Genomic DNA, 2,147 nt, shown 5'->3' with positions numbered 1-2,147 from the left:
CGTTCAAGAGGGACTTGGCACGCGTGGCATTTTTGGTTTGCAGTTTGTTTAGTGGTTAAGGTGTTATGCGGCAACTGTTGCATTGCGTGCCTGCGCCCCTTAACGCGGCGTTAGGCAGAAGACACATGTCCAGAAGATACCTTTCAGAATCTGAGGTTGCAGGTGCTTTAAATCGAGGTAAGGCGGTAGAGTGTTTTCTGGGGCGCTGTGTCAGGAGTGGAAGAGAGGGAATTCGCTGGCTTTCTATATTTTCATCTGGTGATGCGCTGAAGCTCTGTATCTATGAGTCAGCAGATATTGGTAGTGAAGAGTTCTGTGATATCTATGAATTTGGTCCTCTGGACGAAGAGTTAGAATTCGAGGATCCGGATTTCCAGTTGGAGTTTCCTGATTTGTCCTCACTTTATGGTTGGCTCAACGAGCATGAGCCAGGGGCGACCGAGAAAATTCTAAACCAACTGATGATTCAGGAGGAATATCTTGACTATATTCGCAGCGGGCCAGGAAGAGTTGGCGCCTAACAAGTGGTGGCAGGCGGATCAAATTTCCGCTCGTTCCTCGCTCCAATTTGCCCGCTGCACCGGGCGTTAGGGCAATGGAGTACTAAGTACCATGTCACAATGGAATGATAATAAAGCGAAGGCAAAAGATATATTTGATAGCATAAGAAACTTTGCTTTATGTGGTGTCGTTTTTTATGTTGCTATGCACTACTTTAGCAAGCCCATGACAGTGCACTTCATGATATACGTAAACTACTTAACAGGTGGTTTAATGCTTGCTCTTTCGGTCTACTTGTTCACCTTAAATATAAAGTCTTTCAACAGCATAGTCAGGAGAGAGCATAAAGCCGGAAACGTAGGCAGTTTATTCTATTACGTGATCCCCGCGTTGGTTTTTGTGCTTGGCATAAATCTTTTTGTACAAACAGCATTTTCTATTCAAGTAGGTAATGGTAAAACTGTTGGGGAATTAACAATCCAAGACATTCAAGTGCCGATCGAGTCAAGAGCTAATGAAGAGCCCTAACAAACCGCAGCAGTAGCTCCCGTTGGTCGCAGGGACCGCCAAAAAGCTGCACTTATTTGTCGACCTCTGTGCGCGGCGTTAGCCTTCTCGGAGATTTATGGTTATCCCCTTAGTCTACATCGATCAAAATATTATAGGTCTACAGTTGCAAGGAAATATTAACCTTAGCAAAAGAGATGACTTGAAATGGGTCTATTCCAAGGAACATTTTGCGGAAATCAAAAAGACAACAAAGACACCCACTATTAGCTGAGTGAAGGCTCTGTTTATCTGGGGTACAGAAACACAGATGTTTCCACTGGCAGAAAATCATCTTTCAAGCCTTTTGAGGGCATTCAGCTGCTTAAATGAGTGAAAGGACGAATTTCGGACACGATGGAGGTCGAACAAAGTTCGATTGGAGATAAATATCTTGGAGCCTCGGGGATTCAGCTAAACAGCTTCTGACAATTAGCGGCCCCTTGCCTTCGTCGTCGTTGTAGGTGAGTACAGTAGTCGGTAAGTGACTCCAGTGTCCCAACTGGCCCTTTGAATAGACGGCTAAAATCCGTCGTTAACTTGAGCCAGTTGTCGATGGGGATGTTTAAACGATTCAAAATGGTCGTAGTGCCGGCGGTAATCTGACCGCGCTTGTCATGGCGGATAATGCGCCCGGTATCATCGACCAGTTGCAGATAATCCTTGGCTTCAAAGTGCAATCCTTGTGGTATGTTCAGCCGTTCATTGCCGACAAAGGGTAACAGCTCAGGTGTGTTTTCGCCCTGCATCGCGGCCCGTATCCGCCGTTGAATACTGGTATAGTCTGAGTCTTCCGAAGGAGAATATGGACACCCAGCATTAATGGCAAGGAAGTTAGCCTCCGACTATGCTTTGTTTAAGCATTTAACAAGGAGGTTATAATGCCGCGCCCTCGCCGAACTCAAATTAGCCTTGAAGATACGCCCTACTACCACTGTTGCAGCCGCGTGGTGAGACGTGCCTTTCTATGTGGTGATGATGCCTACTCGGGCAAGAATTATGACCACCGCCGTGGTTGGGTAGAATCTTTACTGTTTGAATTGGAGGCCGTTTTTGCCATTGATGTGGGAGAATATGGACACCCAGCATTAATGGCAAGG

General features: G+C 46.1%; 2 protein-coding genes and 2 pseudogenes. 3 read left to right on the top strand and 1 reads right to left on the bottom strand.

The features are described 5' to 3' along the window. Positions 1-125: 125 nt before the first annotated feature. Complete coding sequence (locus ACF8D4_RS11945; protein WP_144136111.1) at positions 126-521, top strand: hypothetical protein; 396 nt, start codon at positions 126-128, stop codon at positions 519-521. 91 nt (positions 522-612) lie between these two features. Then, complete coding sequence (locus tag ACF8D4_RS11940) at positions 613-1,029, top strand: hypothetical protein (RefSeq protein WP_392466525.1); 417 nt, start codon at positions 613-615, stop codon at positions 1,027-1,029. 428 nt (positions 1,030-1,457) lie between these two features. On the opposite strand, the pseudogene ACF8D4_RS11935 reads toward ACF8D4_RS11940, so the two are convergent. Next, positions 1,458-1,841: pseudogene (locus ACF8D4_RS11935) on the bottom strand (transposase); the annotation flags it as partial. An 87-nt stretch (positions 1,842-1,928) separates the two neighbouring features. On the opposite strand from ACF8D4_RS11935, the pseudogene ACF8D4_RS11930 reads away from it, so the two are divergent. Then, positions 1,929-2,147: pseudogene (locus tag ACF8D4_RS11930) on the top strand (hypothetical protein); the annotation flags it as partial.

The sequence above is a fragment of the Shewanella sp. YQ_9 genome, from assembly GCF_043103185.1.
GTDB classification, from domain to species: Bacteria; Pseudomonadota; Gammaproteobacteria; order Enterobacterales; family Shewanellaceae; genus Shewanella; species Shewanella algae.
Note: the sequence above shows the minus strand (reverse complement) of the source record. Positions and strands in the feature narration are given on the sequence as shown.

Bases quoted from the DNA above. Each gene is read 5' to 3' on its own strand.
- ACF8D4_RS11945 (WP_144136111.1), top strand. From the start codon at position 126: ATGTCCAGAAGATACCTTTCAGAATCTGAGGTTGCAGGTGCTTTAAAT.
- ACF8D4_RS11940 (WP_392466525.1), top strand. From the start codon at position 613: ATGTCACAATGGAATGATAATAAAGCGAAGGCAAAAGATATATTTGAT.